This window comes from Mesorhizobium sp. B2-4-14, assembly GCF_006442155.1.
Taxonomy (GTDB): Bacteria; Pseudomonadota; Alphaproteobacteria; order Rhizobiales; family Rhizobiaceae; genus Mesorhizobium.
The window spans coordinates 78828-94698 of the sequence record NZ_VFVA01000002.1 but is presented as its reverse complement, the minus strand read 5'-3'; the positions used below and the strand labels follow the sequence as shown (position 1 = coordinate 94698).

Genomic DNA, 15871 nt, shown 5'->3' with positions numbered 1-15871 from the left:
TTACTCCTCGCCCTTGCCGTCAGATATCGCCTGGCCGGCGATCTTGCTCAGCAGCGGCTCGTTGTTCAGAAGCTGCGCAATACGCTTTTCGGCGTCGACGCGGCCATCCATGAAGCCCAGCAGTTCCTCGAGTTGACGCCGCATCTTGAGGATCTCGGCCAGTTGCGGCACCTGCTCGGCGATTTTGTCTGGCGCGAAATCACCCATTTTGGAGAAGGTGAGATCGAGCGCCAATTCCTCGTCCCGCTCGGCGCCTTCCGCTTGCGGCAACGTGTTCTTCACGCGCGCCTTCACGCGCGGTCCCATCGCTTCCATGAATTTGGGGAAGCGATTGGCGTCGGTTTCGACGAAATTGCGATCCAGAACCGACTTTGACGCTTCCTTGGTCTGCGAGGCGCCGGAAAGGTCGGCCATGACAGCCATGACGAACGGCAACTCGATCGTCGTCGGGCTGCCATAGGTTTCGACGTCGTAGGCGATCTGCACGCGCGGGGCGCGGTTTCTTTCGATGACCTTCGCTTTGCTCTCTGCTGGCATGCCTGTTACCTTTCATCCTTCTGGGTCGGCTTCTTGGGATCGGGGACACCGGCAAGCAGCCGGAATTCCTTCAGCCCCGACGGGGCGAGATCTTCCATCAGTTCCACGAAATCCATGTGCACCATCCGACGCACGCGCCGGGCGAGATGCGGGATAGGACTCGACGGTTCGGTGCGGTCGTAGAATGCGACCACCAGATCGAGGCATTTGACGACCTCGTCGCGCGAGTTGATCCGGTCAGGCAGGCCGGTGCTGGCTTCCACGGATCTTGCCGCACTTGCCATCGTCTCGGCTCCATGACCGTTTCGGGGTGGCGTCGATGCCGGTGGAGACGCCTGGGGGGCAGGCTTTGCCTCACCGTTGGCCACGGCGCCGGCGCTGGAATTCCGCTCCAACGTCGTCAGCATGCGCTGGAGGAACTTCTTCAAATCCGGAATGGCCGCGCCATTGCCGTCGATGCGGGCATTGAGCGAGGTATCCACCGCCTCCAGCGCCGAAATCGCGGCGCGCGCATCGGCCAAGAGTGTCATGATGGTGTCCGCGGCCTGATCGATTTGCGCCGCGCATCCTGTGCGAACCCGGTTCAGCATCTGGTTGTGGGCGGCCGTCAGTGCCGCTTTTTCGGCGGTCCCAAGGCCGGAGGCAGCTTCTTGGAGCATGACGCGCTCGTCGAGCGCTGCCTGTTCCAGATCTCGCCCGCTGATCGGCCCGATCGCGCGCGGTGAGAAGAAGACAGTCTGCCTAAGGTTCGCCAGCAGGCCCTCCTGGCCGTTCTGGAGGTCAAGCAACGCGTTGATGCGTCGCAGCGCCGCCTCGCGCGGCGTGGCGCCTGTCCGCAAAGCCGGATGCATCGTATCCCAATACTGGTCGAAAGTCCTTGCGATCAGGGTCAGCCCCAGGGCGAGGCCGGCGAGCCTCTCTTCATTGGCCAGAGCGCGCGTGACGATGACCAGAAGGCGCAGATCCCGGCCGCGCGACTGCAATTCTTCCGCTTTTTCGAGGACGGCCGCCCAGTCCACCGAGATGGTCGACTGCGAAGCCTTGTTGCCGCCGTCGTGGATGACCTTGAGCTGGGCTTCCGTGAGCCGCTCCAGCTCGTGGAAAGCCGGGTCGTTGCGTAAATCCTCTCCCGACGGATTCGCACCGTCCAGAGGATTCAGCCAGAGTGCTAGATCAATCACACGTACCCCCAGCAGGCGGCCCCGTGACTCCGATGTGACGCAACGTTATCATCGGTCCCACGCCACGACAATTGAACACATGCTCGAAAACTAACAGAAGCTGAATGCCTCACTTATCTTTCGGCGAACCCCTTGGGCGACTGGCGGACCAGGCATGTAAATGGCTCGCATGGTTCGCACCGCAATCGTTGCAGAAGTGTGCAAGGTTTGTGTAACCGCGCGGTGCCGCCCGGATAAGCTTCGAAGAACTCGCTCGTCATACGGCTTTGTCAAGCAGCCGCTTCTATGGCAGGGTATGGCCAGCAGATTTCGGGGGCAGGTCCAGATGGAACAGCGCCGGTCGTCGCAAAGTTTCAAGCGCAAGGAACTCGTTGCGAAGCTCAATCCCACGGGGGTGCGCGCGTTCAAGGCCGCGGCGGACACGGCCAAGCTGCGCGGCAATCCTTATGTCGAGCTCGCCCATTTCGTCCAGCAATTGGTGTTGTCCGAGCGCTCGGATGTGCAGATGATCGTCGCCGATGCCGGGCTGGATGTCAGCCGGCTGACGGCGGACATGACCCGCGCCATCGACAAGCTGCCCTACGGCGCGACCTCGGTGGAGGAATTCTCCGACCATATTTTTCACGCGATACAGGAAGGCTGGAACCTGGCCACGCTGGAATTCGGTGTCGAGGAGGTACGCAGCGCGCATATTCTTCTCGCCTGCCTGAAGACACCTGTGTTGGAAGGGCTGGTTTCGAAGATCAGCGCTGAATTCGACAAGATCGACGCCGACGGGGTCATTGCCCGCTTGGCCGATGTCACTGAAGGCTCGCTCGAAGCTGGCCCACCTCCCGCCGCCGCCGCCGAAACACCATTGAAACGCGGCCCGGGCGGGGATTCGGCGCTCGCCAAATACGCCACCGACCTCACTCAGCGCTCCCGTGACGGCAAGATCGATCCGGTCGTCGGCCGCGATCCTGAAATCCGTCAGATCGTCGATATCCTGATGCGGCGCCGGCAGAACAATCCGATCCTGACCGGAGAGGCGGGTGTCGGCAAGACGGCGATTGTCGAGGGCTTCGCCTTGCGCATCGCCGAGGGCGACGTGCCGCCGCCGCTTCAGAATGTCAGCGTGCGCATGCTCGATGTCGGGCTGATGCAGGCGGGTGCCAGCGTCAAGGGCGAGTTCGAAAAGCGGCTGAAGGCCGTCATTGACGAGGTGCAGGCCTCAGAGACGCCGATCATCCTTTTCATCGACGAGGCCCACACACTGATCGGCGCGGGCGGCGCGGCGGGAACCGGCGACGCGGCCAATCTCCTGAAGCCCGCGCTGGCGCGCGGCGAGCTTCGCACGATCGCCGCCACGACGTGGGCCGAATACAAGCAGCATATCGAGAAGGATCCGGCGCTGACCCGTCGGTTCCAGACGGTCAAGGTCGACGAGCCTTCCGAAGCGGTGGCCGTGCTGATGTTGCGCGGTGTCGCCGGCGTGCTTGAGCAGCACCACCAGGTGCAGATCCTTGACGAGGCGATCGAGGCTTCGGTTTCCCTTTCACACCGCTACATCCCGGCCAGGCAGCTGCCGGACAAGGCGGTCAGCCTCCTCGACACCGCCTGTGCCCGCGTTGCCGTCTCGCAGCACGCGACGCCGGCCGAGGTCGAGGACATCCTGCGCCGCCGCCAGGCGCTCGAGGTGGAGAAGGGCATCATTGGCCGCGAGGCAGCGATCGGCATCGAAGTGGCCGACAGACAGGCCCGCGTGGAAGCCGGGCTGGCGGAAACCGAGACCACCCTTGCGGCAGCGCAAGGACGCTGGGATCGGGAAAAGGCACTTGTGACCGAGATTCTCGACCTTCGCGCCAAACTCCGTGGCGAGGGCATGCCGCTTGACGTGGTGGAGGACGGCGAAGCTGTTCCGGGCGAAGCTGTCGAAGCGCCAGCGGCCGAAGCGCATGAAAAGAAGGCACCTGGGGCCAAAACGCCGGAGTCCGAGGCGGCTGAGCCCAGCGGCTCGAAGACCGGATTCACGAAAACAAAGGCGGCAAAGACGGAGGCCGTTGTGGCCCACGAGCCTGCTCCTGTGTCGGATACCGCTACTGATCTGGCACAACTGCGCGAACTGATGGCGGAACTTGCCGAGGCGCAGGGCGAGACCCCGTTGATCCTGCCGTCGGTCGACCGCAATGCCGTGGCGGCCGTCGTCCAGGACTGGACCGGCATCCCGACGGGACGGATGCTGTCCAGCCAGACCGAGAAGGCACTCAATCTCGCCGCCACCTTGTCCGAGCGCGTGGTCGGTCAGGACCATGCTATGGAGATGATCGCGAGACGCGTCCAGACCAGCCGCGCCGGACTCGGCGCGCCGGAAAAGCCGGTCGGCGTGTTCCTGCTTTGCGGCCCGTCCGGCGTCGGCAAGACCGAGACAGCCCTGGCGCTGGCCGAAACGCTTTATGGCGGCGAGCAGAACCTTATTTCGATCAACATGTCCGAATTCCAGGAGGCGCACACTGTCTCGACGCTGAAGGGCGCGCCACCCGGTTATGTCGGCTATGGCAAGGGCGGCATCCTGACCGAGGCCGTGCGGCGCAAGCCCTATTCGGTGATCCTGCTCGATGAGGTCGAGAAGGCGCATCCGGACGTGCACGAGATCTTCTTTCAGGTCTTCGACAAGGGTATGATGGACGACAGCGAGGGTCGTCGGATCGACTTCAAGAACACGCTGATCCTGCTCACCTCGAATGTCGGCTCCGAGGTCATCATGGACCGTACGAAGAACGGCACCTTGCGCACCGGCATCGACGATCTAGACAGCGCCTTGCGCGGTCCGCTGCTGAAAGTGTTTCCTGCCGCCTTCCTTGGCCGCGTCGTGACAATCCCTTATTATCCGCTTTCCGATGCGATGATCGAGGCGATCACCAGACACCAGTTCGGCAAGATCGCGCGGCGGCTCAAGGCAAGCAACGATGCCGAGCTGGTGATCGGCGACGGCGTCATGGATATGGTCAAGGCGCGCTGCACCGAGATAGAATCTGGCGGGCGCATGATTGACGCCATCCTGACCAACACGCTGCTGCCGGAGTTGAGCCGCGGCGTGCTCAACCGTTCACTCGAAGGGGCGAAGATGACAAAGGTCACCGTGGGCGCCTCGGCGGATGGGTTCATCTACTCTTTCGAATAGACTTCGATTGGAACCGGCCGTTCGAGCATTCGCACGCCGACAAAAGCGCATTACCCGACGTCGTTGCCAAATTTCCGTGTCAGGCTATATCTCACCAGTTGGTGGAGACCGCCTCCAGCGACGTTTGTCACCGGCAGAGAGGGACCCCTCCGCACGCTACGCCAGTAGCCAAAACGCTGCATTTCGCGGCTGTCATGAAACAGAAGAATATTCGTCGATCAGGCGAATCATGACCGGGTAGACCGTCATGATAGATGCGCAGTTCGGCCGGCGATCAGCTTCCGGCAGTCAGCGATTCGAGGACGCAAGGGTTCTATGGCGAGCACCGATGAGTGAGGCGGATGTGCCCCGACCAGGAGACGGCCTATCGAACCGGACGGTTTTCGGATGACATCTGTGCGGCATGGTCGCAGTCAGGCAGATCGGCCATAATGTTAACACAATGTTATACCGTTACCTACGGGTGAAGCGGGGCAGGCCGGTCCGGCCTCTCGAACTGCAAGAGGAGAAAGACATGCGTTCCTTTCCATTCGCGGCGGCGCTGCTGTTCGCGGCGACGCTGCTGGCAGGCGCTGGCGCTCGCGCCGAAGACAAGGTGAACATCGTCGCGGCCGAGAATTTCTATGGCGATCTCGCCCGCCAGATCGGTGGCAGCCACGTTTCCGTGACCAGCATCCTTGCCAACCCCAACGACGACCCGCATCTGTTCGAGACCAGCCCCTCGACGGCGCGTACTGTCGCCGACGCCAAGATCATCATCTACAACGGTGCGGACTATGACCCTTGGATGGACAAGCTTCTTTCGGCCTCGACCAGCACGCAGCGCACGACAATCGTGGCCGCGGATCTGATCGGCAAGAAGTCGGGCGACAACCCGCATCTGTGGTACAATCCGGTGACGCTGCCGGCGATCGCCAAGGAACTCGCCGCCGATCTTTCGAAACTCGATCCTGCCAACGCGGCGGATTATCAGGCCAACCTGGCGAAGTTTCAGTCGTCGCTGGATGCAATCAACAAGCAGATAAATGACGTCAAGGCGGCCTATGGCGGGACCGCGGTAACCGCTACGGAGCCGGTATTCGGCTACATGGCTGAAGCCCTCGGCCTCAAGATGTTGAATTACGACTTCCAGGTGGCGGTCATGAACGACACGGAGCCGAGCGCGACACAGGTGGCTGCGTTCGAGAACAGCCTGAAGGACGGATCGGCCAAGATCCTGTTCTACAATTCGCAGGTGACGGACGAGGCGACGACGCGCCTTCTCGACATTGCCAAGCAGAACAAGGTCACCGTCATAGGCGTCACCGAAACGGAGCCCGCCGGCCAGACGATCCAGTCGTGGTTCGGTGGCCAGATCGGCGACGTGCAGAAAGCCCTTGCCGCGCGCACGCAATGAACGTCATCGCCTTCGACAGGGTTACATTGACCTATGGGGGACGTCGGGTGCTTTCCGACGTCTCCTTTTCCATTCCGCAAGGCGCGTTCGTAGGGCTGCTCGGTGCCAACGGCGCCGGCAAGACGACCATGCTGCGCGCCATCCTCGGACTTATCCGCCCGGCCAGTGGAGCGATTTCCGTTCTTGGCCGGCCACCGACACGCGGCAATCCCGTTATAGGCTACATGCCGCAGGCGCGCCGCATCGTGACCCATGCCGGCATCAGCGGCTTCGATCTCGTCGTCACCGCGGCGGGCGGCCATCGCTGGCGCTGGCCCGCGGCGTCGGCGCTCGAGAAGGACATGGCATGGAAGGCGCTGGAAGAGGTTGGCGCGGCCGATATCGCCAGGAGGCCATTCGCGGAGCTGTCGGGGGGCGAGCGGCAACGTATCCTCATCGCCCAGTCCTTGATCGGCGCCCCCAAGCTTCTCCTGCTCGACGAGCCGCTGATCAGCCTCGATGCCGCGCATCAGCGCACCATCATCGAACTCGTCCATGAAGTCGGCGAACGGCTGGGCATCGCCGTGATTTTCTGCTCGCACGAGATCAATCCCTTGCTGCGCGTCGTCGATGCCGTGCTCTATCTCGGCAACGCCAGTGCCGCGATCGGCAGCGTCGATGAGGTCATCAACGGTCCGGTCCTGTCGAAGCTTTATGGCACGCACATCAACGTGGTGCGGGTAGCCGGACGCATCTTCGTCATGGCGGACGGCATCGAGTTGGAAGGGGCTGCGCATGTTCACGATGTTTGACTACGAATTCATGCGCAACGCCTTCGCGGCTTGCACGGTCGTCGCCATCGTGACCGGGGCGGTCGGATATTTCCTCGTGCTGCGCGGCCAGACTTTCGCCGGACATGCGTTGGCCCATGTCGGATTTCCCGGCGCGACAGGCGCCGGCTTGCTCGGCCTGTCGCCATTCTTCGGGCTGACCGTCTTCACCGTTCTGGCCGGTATCGGCATCGGACTTCTGGGGGAAAGAGCGCATCGTGACGTCGCGATCGGCATCGTGCTGACGCTTTCGCTCGGTCTCGGTTTGCTGTTCCTGCATTTCTACACCGCCTTCGCGTCACAGGCGACGAATGTGCTGTTTGGAAACGTGCTCGGCATAAGTTACCGGACAGTCATCATCCTTGCTGTCCTGTCCGTGGTGATCTTGGCGGCGTTGATCTTCATTTCCCGGCCCCTGCTCTTCGCCAGCCTGCAGCCCGAACTGGCGGAGGCGAAGGGCGTGAACCTCGATTTCGTCTCGACCATGTTCATGATCGTTGTCGCGGTGACGACTGCCGAGGCGACCCAGATAGTCGGCGTGCTGCTCGTTTTCGCGCTGATGGTCGCCCCGGCGGCAACAACGCTGCGCCTGGCGCGCGGCGTGCTGCGAGGCATTCTTATTTCGATCGCGCTAGCGGTCGTCATCGCCTGGACCAGCCTGTGGCTTGCTTTCCTGACCGATTGGCCGACGAGCTTCTGGATCACGTCGCTCGGGGCAGCCGCCTATCTGGCCGCCGGCCTCATCCAGCGTTGGAGGGCGGCGCATTGACGGGCTGAGGGGCCACGCGTTTCTTCAGGCCTGCCGTGCCGTTCACGGTATCGACCTATGCGTGTCTTGCCTCAAGGGATCGCGCGGCCGGGTGAATTGCGGAGCAGGCGGCTCGTAGCGGTATTTGCCAGGGCTCGACCCATTGGATTGAGCCTCCGATGGTTGGGGCATGGCTGCTGGAGGCTTGGTGGCGATGGCCGCGCCTGCGAGCAGAAGTCCGATCGCGACCAGCCAACTGCCCAGGATGCGTGCGCCGATCGTGTACCATGCAGGTCGGAAAATCCGCCCGGTCAGGCCGATCGCGACGATGACCCAGAGGGCAATGATCGTCCCAAACAGCGGGATTCGAGGGTCGTTCACGGTAGGGTCGGTGAGCTTTATGACGACGGCAAAAAAAGCGCCGATCGGCGCCGCCGCCACAGCGATTGTCCAGCCTCTGAAGCGACCGGAAACGATAAGGACGATGCCAACTATCAGCATCGAAAACGGCGCAGTGAGGAAAGCGTGAGTCGTCGCGCCCGGCACACCGGCCATAAGGGCAAGATATCGATCATAAACCAATGCCCCGACCAGTTCGCCCAGCAGGAAGATCGCGAGTGTGAAAACTCGAAGCCTCACGCCTACCAAAGCGGTTGCAACGCCCAGTCCGACCAAGGGCAGGATGCGTTCGGGCGAAAGGGCGCTGTTGAGGATCCACCATGATGTCTGGGTCCTTTCGGAGGACGCTGCGAGCGCGGCGATCATGGCGATCCCGGCGACAGCCAAAACCGGGCCCGACCATCGAAGCAGGAATCGCCCGGCCGAGCGCCCGGGAGTTGCTTCAGACGGCAAGGAAATAGACGCCTCCCGCCGCGATCAATCCGCCCAAGGCCTGGGACAACCGCCCGCCGAATGCCTTGCCCAGCAGAAGTCCGACACCGATGCCCAGCAAGTGGATGAAGCCGGTGGCAATGACAAACCCGATGGCATAATCGGCAGGGTCGGCTGCATTGGGCAGTTCCGCCCCATGGGCGTATCCATGGCAGATTGCAAACACGGCAATCATAAGCAACGCGACCCATTCCGCCGGCCGCCAAGCGCATGCAATGGCAAGCCCCAAGGCCATGATCGAGAGGGCGATACCAATCTCGACACCGGGTAGCGCGACCCCTGCAATCCCGGCGATCCCGCCCATGACCATGATCAGCGGGAACGCAACCGGCAGCGTCCAGATCGAACGTCCGCCGATCTGGGCGCCCCATAGTCCCACAGCAAACATCGCCAGGAAATGATCGGGCCCGGTCAGCGGATGTTCAAAGCCGCTGCCAAATCCACCTGTCCCTGGCTGAATGATATGCGCTTGCGCCATTGTCGACCCGGCCGTCAAAGCGGTCGCAGCCGCCACGAGACTGTAAGAATAGTAGCCAAGCCGGATTTCGTATCTGCCGGACGGCAGGCTCGCTTTTTCTTCAGGAAACTGCGCCACTCACGGACCTGCCACGATTGCCAAAACGCCAATTGCCGTTGATGGAGCCATCAAAATTGGACTTTTATGGGTAGTGGGTCGGTTTCTAAGCCATTCGATCGCTTTCTGTAAGGCTCTCGAATGATTAGTTTCTCGGCTTCCTTGGCCTCGATCGGCGCGACGGTATCATCGATCTCTCGAGGGCTTGCCAATGACACCGGCGGCCACCGCCGGGTCGTGCGCGGTGAAGCATGGATGCGTTCATCCAAGTCTCACATCTTTCTGCTTGATACGTTATACTATAACCGATAACAAGATGAAAACCGCCCCTCAACGGAGTTCCCTCCATGCAGACCCAGACTCCCGTGACCGTGCTGACCGGCTATCTCGGCGCGGGCAAAACCACGCTTCTGAACCGTATCCTGTCCGAAAATCACGGCAAGAAATATGCCGTCATCGTGAACGAGTTCGGCGAGGTTGGCATCGACAACGATCTTATCGTCGACGCCGACGAAGAGGTGTTCGAGATGAACAATGGCTGCATCTGCTGCACGGTACGCGGCGACCTGATCCGCATCATCGACAGCCTCATGCGCCGTCGCGACCGTTTCGACGCGATCCTGGTGGAAACGACCGGACTCGCCGACCCGGCGCCGGTCGCGCAGACTTTTTTCGTTGACGAGAACGTTCGCTCCAAGACCAGGCTCGATTCCATCGTGACCGTGGTCGACGCCAAGCATCTGCTCGGCGAGATCGATGAAGCGCACGAAGCCCAGGAGCAGTTGGCATTCGCCGACACGGTGCTGCTCAACAAGACCGACCTCGTCTCGGCCGAGGAACTGAAGGAGGTCGAAAGCCGCATCCGGCGCATCAATCCCACCGTTTCCATCCACCGCACGCAGCGTTGCGACGTCGATCTCGACAAGGTTCTCGGTCGCCATTCATTCGACCTCGACCGGATCCTTGACGTGGAGCCGGATTTCCTCGTCGAGTTCCACGAGCATGAGCACGATGACCATGTTACCAGCTTCGCTCTGGTCACCAGGGAAGCGCTCGACCCGAAAAAATTCCTGCCATGGCTCCAGGCGATCACGCAGCGGTTCGGCATGGATATGTTGCGCATGAAGGGCATTCTCGCTTTCAAGCAAGACGACGACCGCTTCGTGGTGCAAGCCGTCCATATGCTGCTCGAGGGCGATCACCAGCGGCCATGGAAGGCCGATGAGGAACGGATCAGTCGCCTTGTCTTCATCGGTCGTAATCTGCCGAAGGACATCATCGAAAGCGGCTTCATGGAGTGCCGGGCGTAACCTTTGCCGATCAAGAGAGGCTGAGAAGCTGGTGAAATTCGTCAATCCCTTTGCTCCCAGACGGGGGCCGCCATCATCGAATGCCGACAGGATCAGACAATGGATACGCAATGGGCTTGATCTGAAGGAAGACGTCGCAGTCACCGTTACGGAGGTTCGCTGCCGCGAATCCGGCTGTCCTGATCTGGAGACCGTCATCAGCATATTCGAGGAGGGGCGTCCGATGCGCTCCTTGCGCGTCGGCAAGGCCGCGGCAATGATTGGAAAGCCTGACATTGCACTCGCGCTGCAAATCGAGCAGCGGCTTCCCAGCCAGGAGACGGAGGGTTCACCCCGAAAGGTAAACGTCAAACAGCATTGAAGGCATGGACTGGATCGAGGATCAAATCGAATGGAGCGCCGATGGCAACAAGGTCGCCATCGGCCTGACCCGTTTTGGAGCGGGCAAGAGCCTGCTCCTGCTGCCGGCGCTCAGCTCAATCTCGACCCATACCGAGATGCGGTCGCTGCAGGAGCGGCTCGGTACATCCTTCGCGACGACCGCCATCGACTGGCCCGGCTTCGGCACCTTGCCTCGCCCTAAGGCCGACTGGCGCCCCGAACTCTATCGTGCATTCCTGCGCTTTGTCATCAGTGCCGTTCAGCCGGCTGCCACCATCACGGCCCGTCTGGCGGGGCTTGCTCATCGCGCCGAATTAGCTCCCGACCCGGCGCCGGCCGAATAAAGCTTCAATTCTTCATGCAGGAAATCCGCCACCCGGCGGATACGCATGCTGGTGCGAACGTCCCGATGCATCGCGAGCCAAACCGGCAATACCGGCAGCGGCAGGTTCGGCAGCACCACTTCCATCAACGGGTCGCGGCGGATCAGCGGCTCCTGACCGATGCCGATGCCATTTCCAGTCCGCAGCGCTTCCCACAGAACGATCTGGTTGTCGGCCCTGAAACGGAAAGAATTGCGGGTCAATGAGATGCCGAACTGGGCAAAAGCGCGGATCATGTCGTCGCTGCGGTCGAAGCCGACCAGATCATGGGCGGCGAGATCGCTGAGCTCCCGCGGGCGGCCTCGCCGGTCGAGATAGGATATCGCCGCGCAAGTGCACAGCGGTATGTCCGCGACCTTGCGCGCCACCAACTCGTTCTGCGCCGGCTTGACCATGCGAATGGCGATGTCGGCATCCCGGCGCAGGAGATTTTCAACCTGGTTCGAAGCGACGATTTCGAACTCGATTCCGGGCTCCTCGACGGCAAGCCTGGCGGTCATCTCCGGCAGGACATAGGCAGCCACCACCTCGCTGGCCGCGATGCGCACGCTGCCTTCGATGGCCTCGACGGATCCCAGCGCCAGCCTTGAGAAGGCGTTGGCCTGCTCGCTCACCGCCCGGCCGCGTTCGAAAAGCGTGCTGCCGGCCTCCGTCAGCGCATAGCCGCTTCGACCGCGCCGGAACAGCGTCACGCCCAGCGCTTGTTCCAACTCGGCGATGTGGCGGCCAAGCGTCGGCTGGCTCGCGGCGAGCTTTCGCGCGGCGGCGGACAGGCTGCCGGTTTCCGCCACGGTGACAAAACTCTTGATCAGGTTCCAGTCGATCTCTGTCATTCATTTGTGAATATCAGATCGCCGTTTTCTGTCAATTTCTATTCGAAGTCAAAGGCTTCATACAGCAGGTGCAAGCAAACACGGAGACGGCCTGCAGCCGCTCCAAGAAACCACCAACCTTGAAAACCAGGAGTATCCAACATGACCAAGATCGCAATTACCGCCGCCGCCATGCTCGTTGCCATGGGCACCGCCTTCGCCGGCAGCGACAATTATCGCTCGGCTGACGCCAACCAGCCGGCCGCTGCCGTCGACAACCCGTACACGGCTTCGATCAAGAAATCGGAGCCCGCGGCCAAGCAGCCCGTCGTTCAGGGCAGCGACCGTAATCTGTTTGGCAGCCATTGACAGCCGACACTTTGGCAGCAAGCGACGGGGATCCCGTCGCTCTGCTGTCGGTCGGTTGCCGGAATGCCGAGGATGCGCCTGTCGTCTCGCATGGTCCGCAAAACTCGCCACGGACCGCCCTCACCATCATCAACGAAGCCGTTCAAACCCGAAAGAATCCCATGACCAACACATCATCCCATGCCGCTCTTGCCGAACCCTGGCGTCTGCTCTGGAACGGCGATCTATCTTACACCGACAAGATCATCGCTCCGGATTTCGTCGCCCACGCCGCGCCGCTGACCGGCTTCGGCGATGACACCATCAAGGGCCGCGCCGCCCTTAACGCCTGGGTCGGCGGCATCAATTCCGTCCTCACGGGCCTCGATTTCACGATCGAGCAGGGGCCGATCATAGATGGCGACTTCCTGGTTGTTCGCTGGCGGGCACGGGGCACCTACCATGGCGGTTTCCCCGGTGCATCGGCCAATGCGGTCGGCCGCACGATCACCTTCACCGGCACGGACACGTTGCGCATCGAGGATGGTCTTCTGGCTGAATATTGGGCCAATGCCGACAGCCTGCTTTTCATGCAGCAACTGGGGGTAGCCGAGGTTCCTGGCGCTCAACTGTAGGGCCGATACCTCAGAGCCGGGTTACGCATTCGTCCGTACCGGAGCCAGTGACATGAAATTCCTCTTTGAGAACGACGCCTTCTCGTTCGACCCCAATCCTGATCGCGGCGACGGCTGGCAACGTGCCTGAGGCCTATACGCTGAATGGGCAAAACCAGGTTCCGCTCGGCGAACTGTTGAACCCACTGCGCCACGCCCACCGGTGCAAGTTGCCTTGCGCAAGTCCCTTCCTGATCTATCGCGCCGACAAGCCGGCCGCGTTGGAACTGGCCGACGCTGCCTCCAGCTATGCCACAAGGCTGAATGACTGGGCCGCGGAAGGCGCGCCAGCCCGCGCGGCCGCGTGAGCGGTCGCCCTGTCTTCCTGGAAATAGCTGTAATGACCCCGCAGACCAAACACTTGGTGCCATTCTGGCATCGAAAGGCCGCTCAGCGATCCCTGCGGTGATCGGCGGCTGCCTCGCGGGTGGCAGTTTTTGTGGGATAGTTGTCATTGCGGCGAACCTCCGTGAAGCCGGATATTCCCTCATGAGATGACAGAGCGGCGCTTTCGCACCCAATCCGATCGCTGGCTCCAGTTTTCCGCCTGCCATTCAATTGGGGAGGGAGCCATGAACGAAATTTCCAATGCGTCGAACGCTGTCCGGCTTGCTCTGCTGGAAGGCCAACTGGTCACGAGACAAATCGATCGTCGGGTTTTCCTGGACGGCGCGACGCAACTGGGCCTGTCAGGCCAGGACGCCGACCAGGCGGCACAGAAGTTTATGGCCATTGGAGCCAACCAGACCGCGCTCCGATCTCGACTGAGGAAGAGTTACGAGTACATCGTGGTTGGGGCCGGCGCCGCGGGCGCTGCGGTGGCTCGCCGCTTGGCCGAGAATAGTTTTAACAACGTGCTCCTGCTTGAGGCAGGCGGCGATGACCTCAGGCCAGGAATCCTCATGACCGAATCCTGGTATCTCAACCAGGGCAGCGACGTTGATTGGGCGTACGAAGCCACGCCGAGCGCTGGCGTCAACCACCGCTCGATCAAGCACGCCTCCGGCAAGGCGCTCGGCGGCGGAACGAGCATCAATGGCATGGTGTGGGCACGCGGCCACAAACATGATTTCGACTCCTGGGCCAGTGCAGCGGGCGATGCGGACTGGGGCTATCGGCATGTGCTGGAAATCTACAAGCGCATCGAGGACTGGCATGGTGAACCCGACCCGGAACGCCGTGGCCAGGGCGGAGAAGTCTTCGTCCAACCGGCACCGGACCCCAACCCCCTCGCGCCGGCCTTCCTGAAGGCGGCTGAATCCTTGGGGATACCTGTCTTTGAAGATCAGAACGGCGTCATGCAGGAAGGTTCCGGAGGCGCTGCCATCTCGAACGTCCGCATCCGTGACGGCCGCCGCCTGAATACTGCTGCTTCCTATCTCTACCCGGTGATGGACCGACAGAACCTTACGGTTTTGACGAACGCGTTCGTCAACCGCCTGCTGGCCGATGGCAACGCGGTCACCGGGATCGAATTCGAATGGCAGGGTGAAATTCACCGGGTAGCGATTTCACGGGAAGTGGTTCTTTCGGCGGGCGCCATTCAAACACCGAAGATCTTGTTGCTCTCCGGTATCGGCGATCGTGCCGAACTGGACCGGTTCGGGATTCCACTGGTTTCGCATTTGCCCGGCGTTGGACGGAACCTTCAAGACCATCCCATTATCGGCTCCGCGCTATGGGAACCACACGAGCCTATGGTGGTCCGTAACAATGCCGCCGAAGCCAATCTGTTCGTCAAAAGCAGCGCCGATTTGGCCACTCCCGATCTTCATATATTCCAGATCGAAGTTCCCTATGTCTCCGAAGTCACCGCACAATATGCCGTAAACGGCGCCTGGACCATTGCACCTGGCCTGGTTCGCCCGGCGAGCCGTGGCTTTCTCAAACTTAAATCGATCGATCCTCGCGCTGCGCCGGAAATAAACTCGAACTTCCTGTCGGACCCGCGCGATCTTGCGGCCTTGCGACGTGGCATGCAACTGGCCCGCGATCTCGGCAATTCCGAAGCGATGAAGCCATTTGTGAAGCGGGAGCTTCTGCCCGGTGATCGTGCTGGGGAGGAATTGGACAATCTCATTCGCGACGGCGCGACCTCCATGCATCACCCCACGAGCACCGCCAAGATGGGGCAAGACGATGCTTCTGTCGTGGATTCAAAGCTGAAGGTCTACGGCGTCGACAATCTTCGCATCGCCGACGCGTCGATCATGCCCGACATCATCACCGGCAATACCCAGGCGCCCAGCATAATGATTGGTGAACGCCTGGCCGAGATCCTTACCAAGTGACGCCCGGTGATTTCGGAAGGATCGAAGAAGATGAGCACGGTCACAAATCTCGCATTCTTCCGCTCTCGCCCAGGGCGGACGAATGAGTTGGGGGTTGCGCTGATGGCCCTTGTCGAGCCTACACGGAGCGAATCGGAGTGTCTGACCTACAACCTGCACCAGTCCGTCGAGGATCCCGATGTTTGGTTCGTTTACGAAAACTGGAAAACAGCCAGCGGATTGGACGCCCACATGCATGCGAAACATGTCCGAGAGTTCCTGGCAGCAGCACCGATATTGATCACCGGCGACGTCGAGTTGCGCAGATTTTCCATGATTTCGGCGTTCCCGACGCGAGCCTGGGACGCATGACGAACAGAGATCGACAGCCGATCAC

17 protein-coding genes are annotated in these 15871 nt (G+C 61.4%); 12 read left to right on the top strand and 5 right to left on the bottom strand.

Features of this window, described 5'->3' with window-relative positions:
- On the bottom strand, nt 1–537 hold the full coding sequence (gene tssB / locus FJ938_RS02180) for a type VI secretion system contractile sheath small subunit (protein ID WP_140608481.1): 537 nt from the start codon (nt 535–537) through the stop codon (nt 1–3).
- 5 nt (nt 538–542) lie between these two features.
- Entirely contained in the window at nt 543–1718 is a 1176-nt protein-coding gene (gene tssA / locus FJ938_RS02175; protein WP_140690750.1) for a type VI secretion system protein TssA, read from the bottom strand.
- Between the two features lie 325 nt (nt 1719–2043).
- Between tssA and tssH the strand changes: the two genes are divergently transcribed.
- The 4 genes from tssH to FJ938_RS02155 all read left to right on the top strand — a co-directional run bounded on the left by tssH (nt 2044) and on the right by FJ938_RS02155 (nt 7852).
- The gene (gene tssH, locus FJ938_RS02170; RefSeq protein WP_140690748.1) at nt 2044–4878 is read left to right on the top strand and encodes a type VI secretion system ATPase TssH; all 2835 of its coding nucleotides are present in this window, start codon (nt 2044–2046) and stop codon (nt 4876–4878) included.
- 514 nt (nt 4879–5392) lie between these two features.
- The gene (locus FJ938_RS02165; protein ID WP_210242630.1) at nt 5393–6274 is read left to right on the top strand and encodes a zinc ABC transporter substrate-binding protein; all 882 of its coding nucleotides are present in this window, start codon (nt 5393–5395) and stop codon (nt 6272–6274) included.
- Nucleotides 6271–7065, top strand: coding sequence for an ABC transporter ATP-binding protein (locus FJ938_RS02160; RefSeq protein ID WP_140690744.1), 795 nt, complete (start codon nt 6271–6273; stop codon nt 7063–7065). Before FJ938_RS02165 ends, FJ938_RS02160 begins: the two co-directional genes overlap by 4 nt.
- Entirely contained in the window at nt 7049–7852 is an 804-nt protein-coding gene (locus FJ938_RS02155) for a metal ABC transporter permease (RefSeq protein ID WP_210243405.1), read from the top strand. The genes FJ938_RS02160 and FJ938_RS02155 overlap by 17 nt, the downstream gene beginning before the upstream one ends.
- Nucleotides 7853–7894: 42 nt before the next feature.
- On the opposite strand, the gene FJ938_RS02150 is transcribed toward FJ938_RS02155, so the two are convergent.
- Nucleotides 7895–8596, bottom strand: a complete 702-nt coding sequence (locus FJ938_RS02150) for a hypothetical protein (protein ID WP_140690742.1) — start codon at nt 8594–8596, stop codon at nt 7895–7897.
- Nucleotides 8597–8672: 76 nt separating this feature from the next.
- A complete protein-coding gene (locus FJ938_RS02145; RefSeq protein WP_348642263.1) occupies nt 8673–9317 on the bottom strand; it encodes a HupE/UreJ family protein in 645 nt (214 codons plus the stop codon).
- A 326-nt stretch (nt 9318–9643) separates the two neighbouring features.
- Here FJ938_RS02145 and FJ938_RS02140 point away from each other — a divergent pair, with 326 nt between their 5' ends.
- The 3 genes from FJ938_RS02140 to FJ938_RS02130 are packed head-to-tail and all read left to right on the top strand — an operon-like array spanning nt 9644 to nt 11331.
- The gene (locus FJ938_RS02140; RefSeq protein WP_140690739.1) at nt 9644–10606 is read left to right on the top strand and encodes a GTP-binding protein; all 963 of its coding nucleotides are present in this window, start codon (nt 9644–9646) and stop codon (nt 10604–10606) included.
- A 31-nt stretch (nt 10607–10637) separates the two neighbouring features.
- A complete protein-coding gene (locus FJ938_RS02135; protein WP_140690737.1) occupies nt 10638–10967 on the top strand; it encodes a nitrate reductase in 330 nt (109 codons plus the stop codon).
- A 4-nt stretch (nt 10968–10971) separates the two neighbouring features.
- Nucleotides 10972–11331: a hypothetical protein gene (locus FJ938_RS02130; protein WP_140690735.1), complete on the top strand. Its 360-nt coding sequence runs from the start codon at nt 10972–10974 to the stop codon at nt 11329–11331.
- Here FJ938_RS02130 and FJ938_RS02125 read toward each other — a convergent pair.
- Nucleotides 11289–12203, bottom strand: coding sequence for a LysR family transcriptional regulator (locus FJ938_RS02125; RefSeq protein WP_140690733.1), 915 nt, complete (start codon nt 12201–12203; stop codon nt 11289–11291). The two genes, FJ938_RS02130 and FJ938_RS02125, sit on opposite strands and share 43 nt — an antisense overlap.
- 141 nt (nt 12204–12344) lie before the next feature.
- Here FJ938_RS02125 and FJ938_RS02120 point away from each other — a divergent pair, with 141 nt between their 5' ends.
- The 5 genes from FJ938_RS02120 to FJ938_RS02100 all read left to right on the top strand — a co-directional run bounded on the left by FJ938_RS02120 (nt 12345) and on the right by FJ938_RS02100 (nt 15846).
- Entirely contained in the window at nt 12345–12551 is a 207-nt protein-coding gene (locus FJ938_RS02120) for a DUF680 domain-containing protein (RefSeq protein WP_140690730.1), read from the top strand.
- A gap of 161 nt (nt 12552–12712) precedes the next feature.
- The gene (locus FJ938_RS02115) at nt 12713–13165 is read left to right on the top strand and encodes a nuclear transport factor 2 family protein (RefSeq protein WP_140690728.1); all 453 of its coding nucleotides are present in this window, start codon (nt 12713–12715) and stop codon (nt 13163–13165) included.
- Nucleotides 13166–13230: 65 nt separating this feature from the next.
- The gene (locus FJ938_RS02110) at nt 13231–13512 is read left to right on the top strand and encodes an NAD(P)H-dependent oxidoreductase (RefSeq protein ID WP_140690726.1); all 282 of its coding nucleotides are present in this window, start codon (nt 13231–13233) and stop codon (nt 13510–13512) included.
- A gap of 264 nt (nt 13513–13776) precedes the next feature.
- Nucleotides 13777–15495, top strand: a complete 1719-nt coding sequence (locus FJ938_RS02105) for a GMC family oxidoreductase N-terminal domain-containing protein (RefSeq protein ID WP_246673141.1) — start codon at nt 13777–13779, stop codon at nt 15493–15495.
- A gap of 30 nt (nt 15496–15525) precedes the next feature.
- Nucleotides 15526–15846, top strand: coding sequence for a putative quinol monooxygenase (locus FJ938_RS02100; protein ID WP_140690724.1), 321 nt, complete (start codon nt 15526–15528; stop codon nt 15844–15846).
- Nucleotides 15847–15871: the final 25 nt, after the last annotated feature.

Coding starts and splice junctions, on each gene's coding strand:
- tssB (WP_140608481.1), bottom strand. CDS start 537: ATGCCAGCAGAGAGCAAAGCGAAGGTCATCGAAAGAAACCGCGCCCCG.
- tssH (WP_140690748.1), top strand. CDS start 2,044: ATGGAACAGCGCCGGTCGTCGCAAAGTTTCAAGCGCAAGGAACTCGTT.
- FJ938_RS02165 (WP_210242630.1), top strand. CDS start 5,393: ATGCGTTCCTTTCCATTCGCGGCGGCGCTGCTGTTCGCGGCGACGCTG.
- FJ938_RS02160 (WP_140690744.1), top strand. CDS start 6,271: ATGAACGTCATCGCCTTCGACAGGGTTACATTGACCTATGGGGGACGT.
- FJ938_RS02155 (WP_210243405.1), top strand. CDS start 7,049: ATGTTCACGATGTTTGACTACGAATTCATGCGCAACGCCTTCGCGGCT.
- FJ938_RS02150 (WP_140690742.1), bottom strand. CDS start 8,596: ATGATCGCCGCGCTCGCAGCGTCCTCCGAAAGGACCCAGACATCATGG.
- FJ938_RS02140 (WP_140690739.1), top strand. CDS start 9,644: ATGCAGACCCAGACTCCCGTGACCGTGCTGACCGGCTATCTCGGCGCG.
- FJ938_RS02130 (WP_140690735.1), top strand. CDS start 10,972: ATGGACTGGATCGAGGATCAAATCGAATGGAGCGCCGATGGCAACAAG.
- FJ938_RS02125 (WP_140690733.1), bottom strand. CDS start 12,203: ATGACAGAGATCGACTGGAACCTGATCAAGAGTTTTGTCACCGTGGCG.
- FJ938_RS02120 (WP_140690730.1), top strand. CDS start 12,345: ATGACCAAGATCGCAATTACCGCCGCCGCCATGCTCGTTGCCATGGGC.
- FJ938_RS02115 (WP_140690728.1), top strand. CDS start 12,713: ATGACCAACACATCATCCCATGCCGCTCTTGCCGAACCCTGGCGTCTG.
- FJ938_RS02105 (WP_246673141.1), top strand. CDS start 13,777: ATGAACGAAATTTCCAATGCGTCGAACGCTGTCCGGCTTGCTCTGCTG.
- FJ938_RS02100 (WP_140690724.1), top strand. CDS start 15,526: ATGAGCACGGTCACAAATCTCGCATTCTTCCGCTCTCGCCCAGGGCGG.